At 64.3% G+C, this 18,955-nt stretch carries 12 protein-coding genes; 7 read left to right on the top strand and 5 right to left on the bottom strand.

The window, feature by feature from the left end; translation table 11 throughout:
* The first annotated feature begins 34 nt into the window (after positions 1-34).
* The 3 genes from SKP52_RS05755 to SKP52_RS05745 all read left to right on the top strand — a co-directional run bounded on the left by SKP52_RS05755 (position 35) and on the right by SKP52_RS05745 (position 4,590).
* Positions 35-3,025: a TonB-dependent receptor gene (locus SKP52_RS05755; protein ID WP_039572740.1), complete on the top strand. Its 2,991-nt coding sequence runs from the start codon at positions 35-37 to the stop codon at positions 3,023-3,025.
* Between the two features lie 125 nt (positions 3,026-3,150).
* Complete coding sequence (locus SKP52_RS05750; protein WP_052207877.1) at positions 3,151-3,999, top strand: NPP1 family protein; 849 nt, start codon at positions 3,151-3,153, stop codon at positions 3,997-3,999.
* A 168-nt stretch (positions 4,000-4,167) separates the two neighbouring features.
* On the top strand, positions 4,168-4,590 hold the full coding sequence (locus SKP52_RS05745) for a hypothetical protein (protein WP_039572738.1): 423 nt from the start codon (positions 4,168-4,170) through the stop codon (positions 4,588-4,590).
* A gap of 159 nt (positions 4,591-4,749) precedes the next feature.
* Here SKP52_RS05745 and SKP52_RS05740 read toward each other — a convergent pair whose 3' ends face one another.
* The 5 genes from SKP52_RS05740 to SKP52_RS05720 form a co-directional block, all read right to left on the bottom strand.
* Positions 4,750-7,872 (bottom strand): amidohydrolase family protein, encoded by a 3,123-nt coding sequence (locus SKP52_RS05740; RefSeq protein WP_228383837.1) that lies wholly within the window; start codon positions 7,870-7,872, stop codon positions 4,750-4,752.
* Between the two features lie 118 nt (positions 7,873-7,990).
* Complete coding sequence (locus tag SKP52_RS05735) at positions 7,991-9,328, bottom strand: MFS transporter (RefSeq protein WP_081997219.1); 1,338 nt, start codon at positions 9,326-9,328, stop codon at positions 7,991-7,993.
* 59 nt (positions 9,329-9,387) lie between these two features.
* Positions 9,388-10,650, bottom strand: coding sequence for an amidohydrolase family protein (locus tag SKP52_RS05730; protein WP_148309036.1), 1,263 nt, complete (start codon positions 10,648-10,650; stop codon positions 9,388-9,390).
* Positions 10,647-12,032 (bottom strand): amidohydrolase family protein, encoded by a 1,386-nt coding sequence (locus tag SKP52_RS05725; RefSeq protein WP_039572729.1) that lies wholly within the window; start codon positions 12,030-12,032, stop codon positions 10,647-10,649. The genes SKP52_RS05730 and SKP52_RS05725 overlap by 4 nt, the downstream gene beginning before the upstream one ends.
* 13 nt (positions 12,033-12,045) lie before the next feature.
* Positions 12,046-12,675 carry an FMN-binding negative transcriptional regulator gene (locus SKP52_RS05720; RefSeq protein WP_228383836.1) on the bottom strand — a complete coding sequence of 210 codons (630 nt, stop codon included), beginning with the start codon at positions 12,673-12,675 and terminating at the stop codon, positions 12,046-12,048.
* A 182-nt stretch (positions 12,676-12,857) separates the two neighbouring features.
* On the opposite strand from SKP52_RS05720, the gene pdxR reads away from it, so the two are divergent.
* The 4 genes from pdxR (at position 12,858) to SKP52_RS05700 (ending at position 18,897) form a co-directional block, all read left to right on the top strand.
* Positions 12,858-14,318: a MocR-like pyridoxine biosynthesis transcription factor PdxR gene (gene pdxR, locus SKP52_RS05715; RefSeq protein ID WP_039572722.1), complete on the top strand. Its 1,461-nt coding sequence runs from the start codon at positions 12,858-12,860 to the stop codon at positions 14,316-14,318.
* Positions 14,319-14,405: 87 nt separating this feature from the next.
* On the top strand, positions 14,406-14,903 hold the full coding sequence (locus SKP52_RS05710; protein ID WP_039572720.1) for a hypothetical protein: 498 nt from the start codon (positions 14,406-14,408) through the stop codon (positions 14,901-14,903).
* Positions 14,858-16,570, top strand: a complete 1,713-nt coding sequence (locus SKP52_RS05705) for an amidohydrolase (protein WP_228383835.1) — start codon at positions 14,858-14,860, stop codon at positions 16,568-16,570. The genes SKP52_RS05710 and SKP52_RS05705 overlap by 46 nt, the downstream gene beginning before the upstream one ends.
* A gap of 167 nt (positions 16,571-16,737) precedes the next feature.
* Positions 16,738-18,897: a TonB-dependent receptor gene (locus SKP52_RS05700; protein ID WP_052207875.1), complete on the top strand. Its 2,160-nt coding sequence runs from the start codon at positions 16,738-16,740 to the stop codon at positions 18,895-18,897.
* The last annotated feature ends 58 nt before the right edge of the window (positions 18,898-18,955 follow it).

Genomic DNA, 18,955 nt, shown 5'->3' with positions numbered 1-18,955 from the left:
ATCGAGGCGATCGTCGCCCGAACGGAGGAATATCATGCATCGGATAAGGGGTTTTTCGTGGATCACGCTGGCGATAGCGCTCGCTGCGCCGGTTGTCGCTGAAGCAAAGGCGGACGCGGCGCCTGACCGGCAGGTCGCGTTCGATATCGCCGCGTCGGACCTGCGCTCGGCGATTTCGCGCTATTCGCGCGCGACGGGCGTGCAAGTGATCGTCTCCCCCGATCTGGTCGCGGGTCGCCGTACCGCTGGCCTGCAAGGAACCCATGGCATCCGCGCCGGGCTCGATCGGTTGCTGAGGGGCACCGACCTGACCGCGTCGATCAGCGGTGACGTCGCCATCCTGAAGGCGGCGGCGACGCGGCCTACCGCCCGCTCCGCGCGCCCTGCCCGCGCCGCCGCGCCCAAAACCGCCGCGGCCGACCCCGCCCCGCTGGCGGCCGTCCCCGAAGCAGAGGGGGACGAGATCGTCGTGTCGGGTTACCGCGAGAGCCTCGGCCGCGCACAGGACCTGAAGCGCCGCGCCGTTGGTTCGCAGGACTTCATCGTCGCGACCGATATCGCTGCCTTTCCCGACCTGAACCTTGCCGAATCGTTGCAGCGTGTTCCAGGCATAGCGATCACGCGCGACGGCGGCGAGGGCCGGCAGATCGCGCTGCGCGGGCTCGGCGCAGGCTTCACGCGCACCCAGCTCAACGGCATGGAGGTGCTCGGCAACACCGCCTCGGGTATGGACAATCGTGGCGGCGTGAGCCGGTCGCGTGCGTTCGACTACAGCCTGTTCGCCTCGGAATTGTTTGGACGCGTCACGGTCCGGAAATCCTATTCGGCCGACCAGGACGAAGGCGGCATCGCCGGCACCGTCCAGCTGACCAGCGCCAAGCCGTTCGATTACAGCGGCGCGAAATTCGTCGTTTCGGCCAAGGCGCAGACCAACGACAACACCAGCGGCGTAACCCCGCGCCTCGTCGGACTCGCGTCGGTGCGCTCGGGCGATTTCGGCGCGCTCGTCTCGGTCGCCTACAGCCAGATTAAGACCAATGAATATGGCTATCGCAACTGGGGTTGGGGCCTCACCAAATATGGCGCCGCGAATATCGGCCCGAACATCGACGCCGCGACGCGCGAAAAGCTGCTCGCCGGGGTCTACCAGCCGACGGCGCAGTCGCCCTCGACCTGGTACACCGACCGCAAGCGGCTCGGCGTTACCTCGTCGCTGCAATATCACCCTGGCGACGATTTCAAGCTCGACGTCGACTTCCTCTATGGGCGCCTGTGGGACAAACGCGACGATTATGCGATCGCGAGCGCGGGCACCAACGCGCTGACCGGGGGCTCGATCACCGGCGGCCAGGTCATTCAGAGCGCGGTGATCGACGACACCAATACGCTGCGCGCGGCAAGTTTTTCGGGCATCGACCAGCGCAGCGAGCACCATGTCGTCGAAAACCACACCGACTTCTATCAGGGCGTCGCCAATGCAAGCTGGAAGGTCAGCGACAGGCTGACCATCAATGCTCTCGGCGGCTATGAACAGTCGGATTTCAGCCAGCCCGTGTTCGACAAGGTCTTTCTCGAGGCCAAGGATATGACCTTCGGTTACGACACGCGGCCGACGATCCCGGTCAACACTTACGGCAAGGATCTCACCGATCCGAACAACTGGACACTCCAGCGCCTCGACACGCAGGAAAACCAGATCACGAGCAAATATGCGAATGCGAAGCTCGATGCCGCGTATGAAGCCAATGACGAAATCACCTTTCGCACCGGCGCCCAGTTCAAGCATTTCGTCAATCGGGGTTATCAGTATAACAACAAGATATTCCACAACGTCCCCGCGAACACCGCGATCCCGAACGACCTCAAGCATCTGGTGAAGCCCGACACGCTGATCCAGTATATCGTCGGCGACATCGACGGCATCTATTCGCTGATCGGCGACCCGCGAAAACTGGGCCCCGCCAATCTGCAGGCGGGCAGCGATTTTCGGGTCGACGAGAAGACATGGTCCGGCTTTGCGCAGCTCGATTTCGACCTGATGCTCGGCGACCTGCGGCTGCGCGCCAATGCGGGGCTACGCTATTATTCGACCGACCTCGCCTCGACGGGCAATCTCGCGACGACGGGCGGCCTTGTGCCGGTGCGAATCGAAACAAGCAGCGAAGGCTGGCTGCCAGCGGCCAATCTGGCGCTCGACGTTACCGACAATCTGGTCGTTCGCCTGTCGTCGAGCCGTAACGTCAACCGCCCGGGCCTCGGCGATCTCGCCGCGGCGGGGTCCATCACGACGCGGCCGAACGGCGGCAGCGTCAGCTTCGGCAACCCGTTCCTCCAGCCCTATAAGGCGACGTCGGTCGAGGGATCGGTCGAATATTATATGGGCAATGACGGATTCGCGTCGCTCGGCTTCTTCTACAAGAAGATGGACAGCTTCATCACCTCGGCGACGAAGCAGATTCCCTATAGCCAGACTGGCCTGCCGCTCTCGCTGTTGATCCAGGGGCAGGATGGGAACACGATCTTCGACGTCAGCCAGCCGGTCAATGGACCCGGCGCGAACATCAAGGGCATCGAGGCCGCGTTCAAGCACGACTTCACCTTCCTGCCCGGCCCGCTCAGCAATCTTGGTATCGTCGCGAACGGCACCTGGTTCGACGGGCATCAGGATGTGTTTTACGGCACCGCGTCAAAGCGGCTGCCGCTGTTCGATCTTTCGAAATGGGCGGCCAACATCACGCTCTATTATGAAGACGATCTGTGGGGCGCGCGCATTTCGGACGCCTATCGCAGCAAATATCTGACGGGCGCGGGCAATGCGCTGGCCAATTCGGGCGGCGGCATCAACGGCACGCACAACATCGACTTCGAAGCGCATATCAAGCTCCGCCCCGGCCTGCGCCTGACCGCCGAGGGCATCAACCTTACCAACGAACCCATCCGGCAGTTCGTCAGCGATGCCGACCGCACCGAGGTCTACACGACCAGCGGCCGCACCTTCGCGCTCGGGATCAGCGCCGAGTTCTGAGGAATGGGCGCTCGGGTTTTCGAACGGCCGAACCGACAGGATCGGCATGGCCCGAGCACCCTCGCCCTCAAAAATCACCACCATATTTCGATGAGTATTTTTGCAAAGCAACGGAGGATATAGTGATGAATATATTCAAGATAATTCTGTCATTCCTGATTGCCTTTTGCGGCCCGGCGGCATGGGCGGCCGAACCGCCGCCGATGCTGTGGGCCAATGCCGATACAATGGCGACAATCTATCACCCGGTGTTCGATTTCGACGGGGACGGTTGCTACCCCTCGGTGGGGATCGGCCGCAACGGGGCCTATAATGGCGGCGAGGATCGCAAGGGATATCCCGAAGCCCGATGCCGCGACCTATCTGATCTGAACAACTCTAACCTCTATTCGCGGACGCGGTGCAAGACCGGCGGCGGCGCGTGGGGCAATCGCGTTTATTGCGCCACCATCTTCTCGCTCTATTTCCAGAAGGATCAGGTGCTGCCGCTCAGCGCCTGCGACGGTTGCGACGCCGGCGGCCATCGTCACGACGTCGAATCGGTCATCATCTGGACGATCAGCCAGGAAGACTGGAACAGCGACCCGAACAACAAGGTCATCACCGACGTCACCATTTCGCACCACAAGGACAGGCAGACGCTGCCCGCAAATTCTTCGACGATCCGGTGGTGGACCGACGCATCGGGCAGAAATACGCATCCCAAGATCGTCTACCACAAGGACGGCGGCAGCACGCATGTCCTGCGCTTCGCAAACGCGGGTGACGATGCGGTCGAAAATCACTGGGGCCGGTGGTGGTCGAACGGCCTCGTCTCGTGGGACAATATGTCGGGCGACGGTTCGCTTAACAACGCCGCGATGAAGAATCTTTTCAATAATCCGCAGTCCGGCACCGACTATCATTTCAATGACCTGTCCTTCTGCGGCAAGGTCAACGGCTGGAAACCTTCGAGCTTCCCGGCGATTTGCTGAGGCGGAAGCGTCTGCCGGTATCGTGGCGATCGCGCGGTGGCGCGGTAGTCCGGTACCGGCAGCGCTTCGCGGCTTTTCGCGCGCTCCACCGGCGATGTGCCGGATACGCAAGCCAGGATCGAGGATCGAATGACACTATCGCGGACAGGAACAGGTGCTGCCTTGCTATTGGCGGTCGCGCTGGCGCTGTGGTTTTTCACCGGAACGGACGAGAAGAAGAACCGTGCGCCTCCCCTCGTGACCCTGCCTGAGCAAGACGTGCCGAAGGTCGCCTCGCCTGCGCCTGTCGTCAGGAAGAATGGCGGCGACGACTATATCGGTCGCTGGGAAGGGCTCGACGGCCGTTTCATGCTGATCGAAAAGAACGCCGAAACCGAGCGGGAGCCATATGCGGTCACGATGCGGTACGATCTCGATCAGGCCGAGCAGAAGTTTCCGGTGGAGATGGAAGGAACATCTATCTTCGTTCAGCGTAACGGGAGCCGCTATGAGTTCGCGCCAAGTGACGGCGGGGCCAGCAGCGACACGCGCCTGCACGAACGCAAAGACTGCCTATCGACCAGCAGGGGCGAAACCTATTGCCGCGGCTGAATATCGGCTGGGCTATACCCGCATCCCCCGAAGAGTTCGGGTACGGAGATATCCGCAACGATCTGACCGAAAGTTCGATTTCGAACCGCGACTTGTCCGACCGCGGGCTGACCGTTACCGACCTCACCCTGCGCGACGCCGAGAAAGCCGACGCGGTCGCTATTCGGACGGCAGCCATTGCGTTTCGTTTGCGCCGTCGGCGAACCACGGCGCGGGGAGTTTCCGTTCGACCGGCCAAAGTTCGTCGAGCGTATCGGCGTCGAACAATTGGCCCCCGCGCATGACCAGCTTCACCGATTTCGTGTTGCGAATGTCGGCCAGCGGATCGGCGTCGAACACGACAAGGTCGGCATATTTGCCCGGCTCGAGCGTCCCCATATCGCCCAGCCTGCCGATCGTCTCGGCCGCACCCGCCGTCGCGACATGGAGAACCGCCATCGGCTTCATCCCGCCCAGCATATGCGCTTCCATCTCGTAGTGATAGCCGATCCCCGGCTCATCGCCGTGCGAGCCCATGCCGACGAGCGCGCCGTTTTCGGCGAGCTTCGTCGCATCGGCAGCGAGTGCAGGCATCCTTGAAGCCTCGAGCGAGCCCCAATCGCGGTGCGCAAGCTTGTGCGCAATCGCGGGCGGCGACCAGAAACGCTTGACCTTCGGATCGAGCGCCGGGTCATATCTGGCAATATAATAGTGCCGTCCCGCCGGCCCGCTCGTATTGACGAGCAAAGTCGAGACATAGCTGGTGCGCATCAACTGATAGAGTTTCACCACATCTTTGCCGAAGGGTGCGATCGGCAGCGCATGTTCGTTGCCCGCATAACCGTCGAGGATCTGCGTGAGGATCAGCTTTGGATTGTGGCTGCCCTCGGTCGTCGGCAAGATGCCCTTTTCGCGCGCCGCCATCGCAATCCATTGCCGCACGATCCGGCTTTCGCCGCGATATTGCTTGATATTGCGAAGACCCCACGCATTGCGATAGCGGCCCAGCACGCCGCGCACCTGATCGAGCGAGGTGAAACGCTCCTTCGAAAAGAGCGCGGGCCCGGTCGAGCGCAGCCGCGGCCCGACGACAAGCCCCGCGTCGATCAGATCCTGATAGGCAATCTGGTCGATTCCGAGCGTCGAGGGGTCGAATGACGTCGTGACGCCAAAGGCGAGCCGCGCGCGCAGTCCCCATTCCTCATAGCCTATGACGTTACGGCGCACGCCGCCGATATGATCGTGATCGTCGATGAACCCCGGCGCGACGGTCTTGCCGCCCAATTCACGCTCCGGCGTGCCAGCGGGAACCGTAAAGCTGCCGCGTGGCCCGATGGCGGCGATGCGGTCGCCGGTGATCAATATATCGGCATCCGCGACGGCCCTGTCGCCGTCCGTCATTGTCAAGGCGCGGGCGCCGCGTAGCAGGATGCTTCCCGTCGGCCGCGCGCGAGGCAATTCGGCGATCAATTCGATATGCGTCACGGGCGCCGGCGCGGTCGCTTTGGGCAGCAGTTGCAGATAATTGCCGACCGACCAGATCAGGCTGCCGTCGGCGCGCCAGTCGAAGAAGTCGGCGCCCATGGCGGTGATCTTACGCGCCGGACCGTCGGATGTCGTGAGGTCGACCGCGACCTTCGGATGGGTCGGCGCGGGCAGCACGTAAAGCTGCTCGCTCGTCTGCGCGGCGAGCCATTGGCCGTCGGGGCTGATACGGATGTCGTCGGCGTCGGCGGGCTGATCGGTGAAATAATAGCCCTGCGCCTTGACGGAGGCGACCGCGCGCTGCGTGCCGCGGCCAAGATCGATGGCGACGAGCCCGTCGTCGCCGAGCAGATAGACCTCGCCGGGTTGGCCCTGCACGAAATGCGGGCGCTGCCCGAATGTGCCGCGTGTCACGACCCGCGCCGGTCCACCTGCCGCCGGGATCGCGACCAACTCGCCCCGACGTACGGTACCGAATTCGAAGCTTGATTGCTGTCGCGCCGCAGCGGGCGAGCGCATCGTGAGGATCGCCTTGCCATCGGGGGTGAAAGCAGGGTGCGAGTAGAAGGCGGCAAGATCGCTGACCTTCGCCGGCGCCCCCGAGCCATCGGCCGCGACCGTCCAGACGGCACCGCCCGCCCGCTCGCCCCACGTCACATAGGTGATGCGTGCCCCATCGGGGCTCCAGCCGGGCAGCGAGGGCGGATCGCCAAAGATCGGCAACCGGACGGCCGCTCCGCCATCGACGCGCTGGACATAGACGCTGCCGAGCGCAGCATAAGCGACGCGCTTGCCGTCGGGCGAAGCCGCGGTCCCTTGCAGCAATTTGGCACGCACCGGGCCGGTGTCTTCCCGGAAACCGATGCGCGTGCTCGCGCCGACCGCGAGTTGCAGCCGCGCCTTGAACGGGATCGGGGTCGCCGCAGACCCGTCGACGGGGCGGCGCTCGATCTTGCCTTGCCAGGCGATCAGGATCGCCTTGCTGTCGGGCGTGAAGCCATAGCGCGGAATGAGGTCGAGCCATGCCGCACCGTTCATCAGGTCGAGCGGCGCGGGGCCGAGGTCGCGATCGACACCGGTTGCAAGATCGCGGACGCGCAGCCGCGTTTCGGCCATGCGCCGCGTCGCATAGGCAAGCAGCCTGCCATCGGGCGAGATCGCGGGGCGGAAGAAGGTCTCGCTCCCAGACTCGCGTCCGCCCGAGCTGCCGACGACGGTTTCCTCGGCCCCGGTCGCAAGCACGCGGCGGACGATCGCCCAAGGAACGGGCTCGTCGAACGACAGGTCGCCGGTGCGCCGCGCATAATAAAGATATTTGCCGTCGCGCGATGCCGAGGCGCCGAGCGTGCTCTGCCACGCCGCGCGCGGCGCATCATCCTTGAGTTTCGACGGTGCCACCAGTTCGCCCGGCGCCCCGTCGACCGGATGGCGCCACAGTTCATACCGGTCGATGCGGATGCGATAGCGGCTGACATAGACCGATTTGCCGTCGGCGCTCCATTCGGGCGAGGTGCGCACTGCGCCATCGTCCTCGTCACTGATCCGCCGCGCGCCGCTGCCGTCGATGCGCGCGATCCAGACATTGTCGCCGCCCGAACGGTCGCTGACATAAGCGATCCATTTGCCGTCGGGCGAGAAGGTCGGCTGAACCTCGAACGCCATGCCGGTCGCGACCGGCACCGCGCGGCCGCCCTTCGCGGGCATGGCATAGATTTCGCCGAGCATATCGAAAAGGATCGTCTTGCCATCGGGCGAGACGGCAAGCGACATGAAGGTGCCGCTCGACACCTGATAGTCGAGCGTGCGCGCGGGCTTCATCGGCAATCCGGTCCCATCGTCCGCATGGGCTAGGGAAACCGCCAGCCCGATTGCCGACACCAATCCCAAAACCGCCCGAACCGCTCGCGTCATATCGCCCCCTTCGCCCTCAACTCTATCAATGAAGATGGCCGTGTGCGCGCGGTTCTTTCATTCGCAGCGCGACGACAAAGGCAACCGCGCAGATCGCCGAGACATACCAGGCAAATGCCTGCTCATGCCCCATCTGCTTGAGCAGCAGCGCGGCATATTCGGCCGTTCCGCCAAAGATCGCCGACGCGATCGCATGGCCGAGCCCGACGCCGAGCGCGCGCACGCTCGCGGGGAACAGTTCCGCTTTGAAGAGACCCGAAACCGACGTGTAGAAGCTCATGATCGCAAGTGCGGCGAATATGAGCAGGCCCGCGGTCCACACCGTCTGCACCTTGCCGATCGCGCCGAGCAACGGCACGGCGAACAAGGTCATCCCGCCGCTGAAAATCAAAAGATTGGTGCGCCGCCCGATCCGGTCCGACAGCATTCCGAGTACGGGCTGGAGCAGCAGGAAGGCGAAGGTGACGACCAGCATGATCCGGCTCGCCGTCGCGACGTCCATTCCCGCCGTGTTAACCAGATATTTCTGCATATAGGTGGTGAAGGTATAGAGGGTGACCGCCCCCGCGGCGCTCAGCGCCATCACGGTCAGCATCGCGCGCGGATGTTGTATCAACGTCTTCATCGACCCCGCCTCTTCACCCTTGCCCGCCGGCTCGGCGGTCTCGTGCATCGCATCGCGAAACAGAATGAACACGCCCGCCAGCACCGCGCCCAGAACGAAGGGGATGCGCCAGCCCCATTCGCGGATTGCCGCGTCGGTCATCGCGGTCTGGAGCAGGAAGATCGTCAGCAGCGCGAACAATTGACCGCCGATCAGCGTGACGAACTGGAAGGAGGCATAGAAGCCGCGCTTGCCCGGCTCGGCGATCTCGCTGAGATAGGTCGCCGCCGCGCCATATTGGCCGCCGGTCGAAAAGCCCTGCATCAACCGCGCCACGAGCAACAGCGCCGGGGCCGCAGCGCCGATCGTCGCATAGGTCGGCAGGATCGCGACGAGCAACGACCCCGCACCCATCAACAGCACCGACGCGATCATCGCCGCGCGACGACCGCGGCGGTCGGCAAAGCGGCCGAAATACCAGCCGCCGAGCGGGCGGATCAGGAAGCCCGCGGCATAGACGGCGGCGACGTTCAACAGCTGCGCGGTGCGATCACCCTCGGGAAAAAAGGCCGAAGCGAAGTAGAGCGCGGTGTAGGCATAGGCGTAGAAATCATACCATTCGATGAGGTTGCCCGCCGAACCCGCGATCGCGGCGCGGGCACGGGTCTTGCGGTCGAGTTCGAGCCGGATCGCCGGACGAGTGTCGAGGGGCGCGTCCCCGTCTGCGGGCACGCCGATCATTCCAGGAATCTGGGTCATTCTTCTCTCCGCGATGCCGGCGCTGGACGCCGATCTGTTGAGTCAATCGGTGCCGCGTCTCAGCGCGCATCCTTGTAGCGTTCGGCGAGCAGGTCCTGCCGCGACCGGTTCGACACCGGCCGCCCTTCGACGATTACGTTCATGGCGTTGGTCGAGGGTTCGAGCGGATCGCCGTCCCACACGACGAGGTCCGCATCGGCGCCGGGCGCCAGCGTACCGCCGCCGCGACCCCATATCGCGAGCGGGTTCACCGTCACCGCGCGCAGCGCCTCGACATATGGCAGCCCGTTCGCCACCGCGATGCCCGCGCCTTCGCGCAAGGCCATGCCCGCATTGTAATTCGCATGGATCGCGCCGCCCGCCTGCCCGATCGCGACCTGCACCCCCGCCCTGGTCAGGATCGCGGCATTGTCCTGCCGTGCGCCGAGCTGGTCGAAATTGAACGGCAGATTGACCTGCGGGTCGAGCACAACGGCGACCTTTGCCGCCGCGAGCGCATCCGCCGCGCGCCATGCCTCGGTGCCGCCGACGATAATCACCTTGATCCCGAGGTCCGACGCGAGTGCCGCGGCTTGGCGGATATCGGATTCGCGGTGCGTCTGGATCGCAAGCGGCAGCCTGCCCGCGACGACATCGCGGATCGTGTCGTCGGGACCACCAAGCGGGTCACCGGGGGGACCGCCGCCGCGCTTGTGCTTTTTCTTATTCGTCTCGGCCGGCGCAGCCATGCCGCGTTTCGTATCACCCAACAGCTTGCGCAGCGCAGTCCATTGCTGCGCGCGCGCGCCAAGCCGTTCCCACGCCCCGCCGCCGATCACCGCATAAAGGGCAACGCCGCCGCGATCGAGAATATCGACGCCGTCGCGAAGCCGCGCGAAGACCGGCTCGCCGCTCATCGGCGCGTGGCGCGACGGCGACGGATAGATCAGCGCGCGCGTGATGCCGTCGGCACGCGCGAGGCTGACCAGCGTCGAATTGCCGTTGAGCGCGCGGCTCGGATCATAGCCGGGTGCCCGTTCGTCGGTCGAGGCGTCGTCGCGCGTGTCGGGCGACCCCGACACTTCGACCAGTCCGATCTGCGTCGCACCATTGACCAGCCCCGGGGTTACCGGCTTGCCACCCGCATCGATCACCGTCGCGCCCGACGGAACGCCGCCTGCCGCGTCCACCGATACGATCCGGCCATTCTCTATGATAATCGTCGCATCCTTGACGGGCTCGGCGCCTTCCATCGTCCAGGCTTCGGCATGGGTCACCGCGAGCGTCTGCGCCGCCGCGGGCGTTGCGATCGCCAGCGCGATCAGGCTTGTCATCATCCTCATCGGTTGGCTCCCGCGCGGCCGATCTCGAAATCGGATACCGGCTCGGCCGGCGGCCGCGTCCGGTCGCGAACCACGGCGCCGCCGATCAGGACAAGGTCGGCCTTGCTGTAAACGCTGAACGGATTGCCAGACCACAGTACGACGTCGGCCTGATAGCCGGAGGCCAGCGTGCCGATCCGTTTGTCCATCCCCAACAGCTTGGCGGGATTGCTCGTCGTCCATTTGATCATGCGTTCGGGCGGGATGTCGATGCCGATCCGCCGGCCCGCTGCGGCGGCCTTCGCGGCGGCGATGTTCAGCCGCTGACCGTCGGCGGGCGAATCCGAATGCATCATCACGCACACCCCCGCCCGTTCGAGCAACGGCGCCTCGGCGCGAACCCCGTCCTGCGCCTCCATCTTGAAGCCCCACCAGTCGGCCCATACCGCGGCGCAGGTCCCTGCTTCGCGCAGCAGGCCGGGGATCTTGTACGCCTCGGTCGCGTGATGGACCGCGCCGATCCGGAAGCCGAACTCCCTGGCGATCGACAGCACCGCGGCAATATCGCCCGCGCGATAACAATGGAGGTTCACGCGGATATCGCCGGCGAGGACGCCCGCGAGCGCCTCCAGCTTCAGGTCGCGCGGCGGCATCGCACCCGTTCCCGCACGTCCCTGTTCGACCGCGCGTTTGTATCGCTGTGCATCGAGGAAAGCCTGGCGCATATAGGAGATCACGCCCTGCCGGCTGGTCGGGCCTTCATTGTCGTCGTCGGCCCCCCATGATTTGGGGTTCTCGCCGCACGCCATTTTGAAGCCCTGGACATTGCCCGCCGCCTTCATATCCCAGACGGTCGCGCCACGAACGGGCTTAACGACAACCGACCGGCCCGCGAAAATCGGAGTCGAGCCGGGCAGGATCTGGATCGTGGTGACGCCCGCCGACAGCGCGCGGTCGAAACCCATGTCTTGCGCATTGACCGCCGTTTCGACCCAGGTGTCGGCGACATTGGGCGCACTGGTTTCGGACACGTCGGAGGCTTCGCGATCGATCGCGGTCAGCGGCAGGACAAAGGTGCCGTCGTGGCTGTGAACGTCGATCACGCCGGGGGTGATCCAGCGGCCGCTCGCATCGACCTCGCGCACGCCGGGATTGGCAAGCCCCCGCCCCACCGCGACGATCTTGCCGCCGCGGATCAGGACATCGCCGCCATCGACGCGGCCGCCCGCGCCGTCGAGGATCGTCGCGCCTTTCAGCAGCATATCTTCGGCCGGGGGCGCTTGATAGCGGCTGGGGAACGGATCTTCCTGCCAAGGCAGCGGTGCCGCACGCTGCGCGCCCGCAGGACCGGCCAGTGCCAGCGCACCCGCCGCAATCGATCCGAACAGCATCGCCCTCGTCATGCCTGTCGCCCCTTCAGCGCCCCTGATTGAACCTGCGCATCCATGCCACTGTGTCGGCATCGGGCAAGCCATCAAGAATGTTGTGCAGTGTTTCGCCACTCTCGTCCTGCCCCAGCTTAAACTTGCCCGAAAGCGAGGTGACGATTGCGCGAAATCCGATGATGTGGCCGAGCATCGATCGATAGCGCGCGCCGAGTTCGTCGATGCTCCATGGCGCGGCGCGCCCGGCCTCCATCGCGTCGATCAATATCTGCAGCGACGCTTCGGTCAGCGCGTCGTCGAACCCGATCTCGGCGCGGATTTTCAGTTGCGCATAATTCCAGGTCGGCGCCCAGTCACGCCTTCCGGCGTGCTCCGGGCCGACATAGGCGCCGGGTCCGTTGAAAAGGATCGTGCCGTGCGGGTCCTGTTCGAGCGTAGCGTGCAGCGGGTTGGAGCGCATCATATGCCCGATCAGTTCGACCAGCCGCCCGTCCGCATCATAGACGCCAACCAGCGGAAGCAAGCTTGCGTCAAGCGTCGCGGCAGGACCTCCGCTAACCCACGCCAACGGAAATTCTTCGATCAACGCCTTGACGTCCGCCTTGTCGAACCGCTCGAACAGCGACACGCTACCCCCCGTCTGAAATTCTCGATCCGCCACGCGCACGCCCCTTAAGCCGACGCCGCATTGCACCAGCCTCCCCTGTCTTGTCCATCAGCCTTGGGACCGCGACAAGCGCCAAAACCGAAAAGTTCGGGGGTCCAGCACGCAGTTGCAGCAAGCAGATATCGACGCTAGGCTTGGCTCCCACGAGATTCGATTTTTTAGAAATGGGGGGTCCAATGCTGCGGCCATGGCAAGTCACTCTCGGCGAGCGGATCGATCCCGCACGCGACGTTCCCATCTATATGCAGATCATCCAGGCGCTGATCCGCGACATCGAGCGCGGCCGGCTGACCTCCGGCACCTATCTTCCGAGCAGCCGCGAACTGGCACAGATATTGGGGGTCAACCGCAAGACGGTGGTGCTCGCCTATGAAGATCTGATCGCGCAGGGATGGCTCGATTCGGCCGGAACGCGCGGAACGATGGTGGCCACCGCGCTGCCCGATCCCGTAAAACGCCACCAGAGCGAGGCCGAAGCGACGATGAGCAGCGCCGCGATCGATTATCGATTTGCGGTACCGCCAGCGCGGCCGATCGCCGTGCCGGCGGGTCCGGGGCTCAAGATCGACGAAGGGGCGCCCGATGGCCGTCTGTTCCCGGCGGAACTGCTCGCCCGCGCCTATCGCGTTGCCGCGCACCGCGCGTCGCGCGACAACGGCTTCCAATATCGCGACCCGCGCGGCTCGCCGGCGCTGCGCGAAGCGATTGCGACGATGCTCAAAAGCCAGCGCGGCCTGCCCGTCGCGGCGGAGAATATCTGCATCACCCGCGGCAGCCAGAATGGCATTTTCCTCGCGGCGCAGGTGCTGGTCAAACCCGGCGATTCGGTGATCGTCGAAGCGCTGACGTACGAACCCGCGGTGGCGGCCTTTCGGGCGCTCGGGGCCAATATCGTTCCCGTCGGCCTCGACGAGGACGGCATCGATATCGAAGCGGTCGAACATGCGTGCCGCCGCAATGCGGTGCGCGCTGTCTTCGTGACGCCGCATCACCAGTTCCCGACCACCGTCTCGTTGCGCCCCGAACGCCGCCTGCGCCTGCTCGAACTCGCACGCCAGTTCGGCTTTGCGATCATCGAAGACGATTACGACCATGAGTTCCATTTTGAATCGCAGCCGCTGCTGCCGATGGCGGGCTATGGCCCCGGGCTGGTTCTCTATGTCGGATCGATGTCGAAGCTGCTGCTGCCGGCCCTCCGCATCGGTTATGTCGCAGCGCCCCCCGCGGTAATCGACGCGATCGCGCACCGGGTCTCGCTGACCGACGGCATGGGCAACACGCTGACCGAGGATGCTGCCGCCGAACTGATCGACAATGGCGAGCTGCGCCGTCATGCGCGCAAGGTGCGCCAGATTTATGCTAAGCGCCGCCTCGATTTCGCCGCGGAAATCGACCGCGCTTTGGGCGATATCGTCGATTACCGAATGCCCGACGGCGGCCTCGCCTTTTGGCTGCGCGTCGATACCGATCTCGACCAGATGGAAGTGCGCGCCGCGGCGATGGGCCTGCGCTTTGCATCGTCGCGTTCGTTCATGACGCGTGACGATGCGCCGCGCGGACTACGCATCGGTTTCGCCAGCCTCAACGGGCACGAGGCGCGCACTGCGCTTGCTGCGCTACGCGCGGCGGCGGGGTGACATATTGGTCCCCACACACCGCAGGTTATTGGATGTTTTCCGATCCATGCCAAGAGCAGACCTTGGCGCTGTACGGGAGGGAAAATCATGAAATATTCTTTCGCATTGGTTCTGGCCGCCGCCGTCCTGCCACTTGGTTCCGCACCGGCGCAACAGGCTCCGGCCCCCACGCCAGCGGAGGTGGATGCGCCGTGGCCCGAAGCCTGGTTCGAGATCTTCAAGCTCGCCCCGGGCAAGCAGGAAGAATTCATCCGCCGTATTGGACAGGCCGATGAAGTCGCGGCCGCAGGCGGCTTTCCACCGATCCAGCTATTCTTCCACGAAAATGGTGCCGACTTCGACGTCATCCTGTTCAAACCCGTGACCGGGATAAAGCCGACCCCCGAACAGGAAGCGGCGATGAGCAGGAAGCGCAAGGAGCTTGGCCTGCCGAGCGGCCCCGCCTATTTCGTCAACATTCGCGAACTGGTCGCCAACCACACCGACAGCAAGACCTATGGCCCGCTCTCGGCGGCGACCTGGCTTGCCAAGCTCGACAAATGGCGCGCCGAAAATCCGCCGCGCAAGGCGGCGACGGGCAAATGATGTTCAGCCGCCGCACGCTCCTCGCCTTTGCCGGCGGAACCGCCGCGGCGGCCGTCTCGCGCAGCGCCTTTGCCAGTGCAAGCGATGATCTCGATACGGCTTATATCAACGCGCGGGTGTGGACCGGAGCCGGCGCCGATATCCGCACCGACGCGATCGGCGTAAAGGGCGACCGCATCGCCGCAATCGGCGCCGATGCGGTGCGCGCGCACACCGGCAAGCGCACGCAGGTCATCGACCTGCGGGGCGCCTTCGTCACCCCGGGCTTCATCGACCCTCACGTCCATTTCGTCAAAGCATCGCAGATGCTGTCGCAGCCTTCGCTGCGCGATGCGGCCGATCCCAAGGCGTTCGTCGCGCGCATCGCCGCGGCGGTCAAAACCCTGCCGAAGGGCCAGTGGCTCGAAGGCGGTAATTGGGACCAAGATCGCTGGGGCGGCGAAATGCCCAACAAATCGTGGATCGACGCGGTCACGCCCGACACGCCTGTCGCGGTGATCCGCTACGATCTTCATATGCTGCTGCTCAATTCGCTGGCGCTGAGGCTGGCGGGCATCGACCGCAACACGCCCGACGTACCCGGCGGCGTGATCGAACGCGACGCAAAGGGCGAGCCGACGGGGATCGTCAAGGACGCCGCGAAGGAACTTGTCCTGCGCGCGATCGGCGAGCCGACCTCCGACCAGATCGATACCGCGACACGCCAGGGCATCGCACTCGCGCTCAGCAAGGGGGTGACGCAGGTTCACCCGACCGAACTCGAAACGATCAGCTTCGATTCGACCCGCCGCTTACGCGCGAAGGGCGAAACCGACCTGCGCTTTCGCCATTTTCTGCCGCTCAAGGATTGGGAAAAACAGGTCGCGCTGGTCAAGGCCGAGGGTCGCGGCGACGACTGGGTGCAATGGGGCGCGTGCAAGGTCGTGTTCGACGGATCGCTGGGATCGCGTACCGCGCGTTTTTACGAACCCTATGCCGACGATCCGACAACCCGCGGCCTCGTGGTGACCGACCCCGCCGATCTGCGCCGCTGGATCGAGGGCGCCGACAAGGCGGGGCTGCAGGTTACCGCGCATGCGATCGGCGACGAGGCGAACGACATCGTCCTCGATACCATGGTGGCCGTCGCGGCAGCCAACGGCGCGCGCGACCGGCGTTTCCGGGTCGAGCATGTTCAGCATATGAAATCGCATGCCATCGCGCGCTTCAACGAACAGGGCATCATCGCATCGGTTCAACCCTATCACGCGATCGACGATGGCCGCTGGGCGGTACGCCGGATCGGCGAGGAGCGGTTGAAGACGAGTTTTGCGTTCGGTTCGCTCGTCCGGTCGGGGGCGCATGTGTGCATGGGATCCGACTGGCCCGTCGCGCCGATCGATCCGCTCACCGGGCTCGACGCCGCAGTCAATCGCGAGACGCTCGACGGGAAAAATCCGCAAGGCTGGCATCCAGAACAGCGTGTGACGCTGGCGCAGGCGATGCACAGCTATACCCAGGAAGGGGCCTATGCCGGTTTTAACGAAAAAAGGCTCGGCCTGATCGCTCCGGGCTTCCTTGCCGATTTCGCTGTGTGGGATGCGGACTTTTTTGCTATTGACTCGCATTCACTTGTTAACGCAAAGGCGCTTCGCACGATTGTCGGCGGTCGTCAGCGATACGGATAGGAACTTGCGGGCGGACGCAATATTGCGTCCTCTTGGTCCCCCGTGGCTGGCCAAACTGGATGTTTTAAGACCCCACCAAGACAATAATGTGAAAGTTCCAATACAGGCTTGGCCCGTCAGTCTTGCTGTATCGGTGGGGAATTTGACACCAATTGGGGGATAAAAGCATGGTTGCCTATCGCAACATCATCCGGGGAACCGGTCTGGCGGCTCTGGGCGCGGCACTTGTCGTCGCGACGCCAGTTTTGGCGCAGGAAAGCAGCGGAGACGAAAGCATCGTCGTGACCGCGCAGCGCAGCAATCAGACCCAGGTCGTTCGCGGCGGCTCGCTTGGCGCGCTAGGCGAAAAGGACGCGATGGAAGTGCCGTTCGCTGTCAAATCCTACAGCGAAACTTTGATCCTGAACCAGCAGCCGTTGACCCTCGGCGCGGTGCTCGAGAATGATCCGTCGGTCCGCACCTCATTGGGCTTTGGCAACGCCTCCGAACAATTTGTGGTCCGCGGCTTCCCGCTTCTTGGCGAAGATATTGCGATCGACGGGCTTTATGGCGTCACACCGCGCCAGCTCGTCTCGCCCGAACTGTACGATCAGGTCATGGTACTGAACGGCGCCAGCGCCTTCCTCTTCGGCGCGGCACCAGGCGGGAGCGCGCTCGGCGGCACCGTCAACCTTCAGCCCAAACGCGCGCGTGATAAGGATATCAACCGCGTCACAGCGAACTATCTGTCCGATGCCCATATCGGCGGCGCATTCGATTTCGGCCGCCGCCTCGGTGACGACGGGGCGTTCGGCATCCGTATCAACGGCGCCGGCCGTTGGGGCGATATCGCGATCGACGACGAATATCGCAGCTCGGTCGTCGTCGGCGCGGGGCTCGACTGGCGCAGCGATCGCGCCCGCCTGTCGCTCGACCTTGCGTTCCAGCGCGCCAAGGTCGAGCATATGCGGCCGATGGTCCAGTTGCAGCCCACGGTGACCGTCGTCCCCAAGGCGCCCAAGGCCGACGTCAACTATGGCCAAGACTGGCAGTATACGACGCTGCGCGACATCTTCGGCATCGTGAAGTTCGAATATGACATCAGCGACGATTTCATGTTCTACGCATCGGGTGGCGCGCGCGACGCAGCCGAGCGCGGCACGTACCAGAGCATCCGCCTGATCAACGCGACGACGGGCGCGGCGTTCGTGACGGGGTCGAACATCCCGCGCAACGATAATAATGAATCGACCCAGACGGGCATCCGCGGCAAATTCGCGACCGGACCGATCACGCACGAGATCAACATCGGCGCTTCGCACAGCCGCTACATCAACCGCAATGCGTTCGAATTCAGCGCCTCGGTGCCCAACGCGGCCAATGCCAACAATATCTATGATCCACGGCAAGTCGTCCTGCCGCCCCTCACCTCGCTGGTGTCAGGCAACCTTCAGGACCCGAACCCGGCCAACAGGACGCGGCTGACCAGCTTCTTCGCCTCCGACACGCTGGGCATTCTCGACGACAAGATCGAACTCACGCTCGGTCTTCGCCGCCAGTCGATCTTCTTCCGCGCTTACAACATCAACACCGGTGCGCGCACCAGCCGTTACAAGGAACATGCGACCACCCCTGTCATCGGCCTGGTCATTCGCCCGAGCGAGCGTTTCTCGATCTACGCGAACCGCATCGAGGGTCTTGCACAGGGCCCCGTGGCGCCCGCGGGCACGATCAACGTTGGCGAGATTTTCCCGCCCTTCAAGACGAAGCAATATGAAATCGGGGGCAAGGTTGCGCTCGGCAAATTCAACGCCTCGGTCGCGCTGTTCCAGACCGACCGGCCGCAGGCGCTCACCATTCTCAATGGTGCGGGCCAGAGCGAGTTCACCGTCAACGGCCAGCAACGCAACAAGGGTATCGAATTCAGCCTCGACGGCGAACCGGTCGATGGCCTCCGCGTGATCGCCGGCCTGTCGCTGACCGAAGCCAAGCAACGCCGCACGCAAGGCGGCACCACCGACGGCCGCGATGCGATCGGCGTCCCCGACTATACCGCGAACGTCAACGTCGAATGGGACCTCGGCTTCCTGCCCGGCGTCACGCTGACCGGTCGCCTGATCCAGACCGGCAAGCAGGCAGTGAACCTGACCAACACGCTCGAACTGCCCGAATGGACGCGCTTCGACCTTGGCGCGCGTTACGTCGTCGCGGCAGGCGACACGCCGATCACCTTCCGCTTCAACGTCGATAATGTCGCGAACGACAATTATTGGTCGTCGTCGCTCGGCGGCTATCTGGTTCAGGGCCTGCCGCGCACCTTCAAGACCTCGGTGACGGTCGAGTTCTGATCGAAACCAACGATAATGCACTCCCTGGGCCCGGCTGGCGACAGCCGGGCCTTTTCTT

Origin of the sequence: Sphingopyxis fribergensis, from assembly GCF_000803645.1 — a bacterium.
Classification (GTDB): Bacteria; Pseudomonadota; Alphaproteobacteria; order Sphingomonadales; family Sphingomonadaceae; genus Sphingopyxis; species Sphingopyxis fribergensis.
The sequence above is the reverse complement of the archived record's forward strand: the minus strand, read 5'-3'. Positions and strand labels throughout refer to the sequence as shown.

Excerpts from the sequence above, each read along its gene's own strand:
- SKP52_RS05705 (WP_228383835.1), top strand. The coding sequence starts at position 14,858 with ATGGCGCGCCGAAAATCCGCCGCGCAAGGCGGCGACGGGCAAATGATG.
- SKP52_RS05735 (WP_081997219.1), bottom strand. The coding sequence starts at position 9,328 with ATGACCCAGATTCCTGGAATGATCGGCGTGCCCGCAGACGGGGACGCG.
- SKP52_RS05730 (WP_148309036.1), bottom strand. The coding sequence starts at position 10,650 with ATGAGGATGATGACAAGCCTGATCGCGCTGGCGATCGCAACGCCCGCG.
- SKP52_RS05710 (WP_039572720.1), top strand. The coding sequence starts at position 14,406 with ATGAAATATTCTTTCGCATTGGTTCTGGCCGCCGCCGTCCTGCCACTT.
- SKP52_RS05725 (WP_039572729.1), bottom strand. The coding sequence starts at position 12,032 with ATGACGAGGGCGATGCTGTTCGGATCGATTGCGGCGGGTGCGCTGGCA.
- pdxR (WP_039572722.1), top strand. The coding sequence starts at position 12,858 with ATGCTGCGGCCATGGCAAGTCACTCTCGGCGAGCGGATCGATCCCGCA.
- SKP52_RS05750 (WP_052207877.1), top strand. The coding sequence starts at position 3,151 with ATGAATATATTCAAGATAATTCTGTCATTCCTGATTGCCTTTTGCGGC.
- SKP52_RS05755 (WP_039572740.1), top strand. The coding sequence starts at position 35 with ATGCATCGGATAAGGGGTTTTTCGTGGATCACGCTGGCGATAGCGCTC.
- SKP52_RS05740 (WP_228383837.1), bottom strand. The coding sequence starts at position 7,872 with ATGAAGCCCGCGCGCACGCTCGACTATCAGGTGTCGAGCGGCACCTTC.
- SKP52_RS05700 (WP_052207875.1), top strand. The coding sequence starts at position 16,738 with ATGGTTGCCTATCGCAACATCATCCGGGGAACCGGTCTGGCGGCTCTG.